Raw genomic sequence first — 625 nt, 5'->3', positions numbered from 1 at the left:
GTTCCCGGTGAGGCGCGGCTGGGACGTGGACGGCCTGTACGACCCGGATCCCTCGCAGACGGGCAAGACGTACGCCCGTGAGGGTGGCTTCCTGCACGACGCCGACCGGTTCGACCCCGCGTTCTTCGGCATCAGCCCCCGCGAGGCGGCCGCGATCGACCCGCAGCAGCGACTGTTGCTCGAAACCGCATGGGAAGCCGTCGAGCGCGCGGGCATCGACCCGACCACGCTCAAGGGCAGCCTGACCGGCGTCTTCGCCGGCGTCATGTACGACGACTACGCCGCCCGCCTGCACGCCACCCGCCACCACCAGGCCCCCGAAGGCTACGAGGGCTACATCGGCACCGGCAGCGCCCCCAGCGTCGCCTCCGGACGGCTGGCGTACACCCTCGGCCTCGAAGGGCCCGCCGTCACCGTCGACACCGCCTGCTCCTCCTCGCTCGTCGCACTGCACCTGGCCGCCCAAGCCCTCCGACAGGGTGAATGCGCACTCGCCCTCGCCGGTGGCGTGACGGTCATGGCGACCCCGAACATCTTCGTGGAGTTCAGCCGCCAGCGCGGCCTGGCACCCGACGGCCGCTGCAAGTCCTTCGCCGCCGCCGCAGACGGCGCGGGCTGGTCCGAA

At 72.2% G+C, this 625-nt stretch carries 1 protein-coding gene; it reads left to right on the top strand.

Translation table 11 applies throughout. The annotated features are described in order from the left end of the window. Nucleotides 1-625, top strand: a 625-nt coding sequence (locus V6V89_RS41535) for a polyketide synthase (protein ID WP_334625247.1), incomplete at both ends; no start/stop codon positions are given.

The sequence above is a fragment of the Micromonospora sp. CPCC 206061 genome (assembly GCF_036906915.1).
Lineage (GTDB): Bacteria > Actinomycetota > Actinomycetes > Mycobacteriales > Micromonosporaceae > Phytohabitans.
Note: the sequence above shows the minus strand (reverse complement) of the source record. Positions and strands in the feature narration are given on the sequence as shown.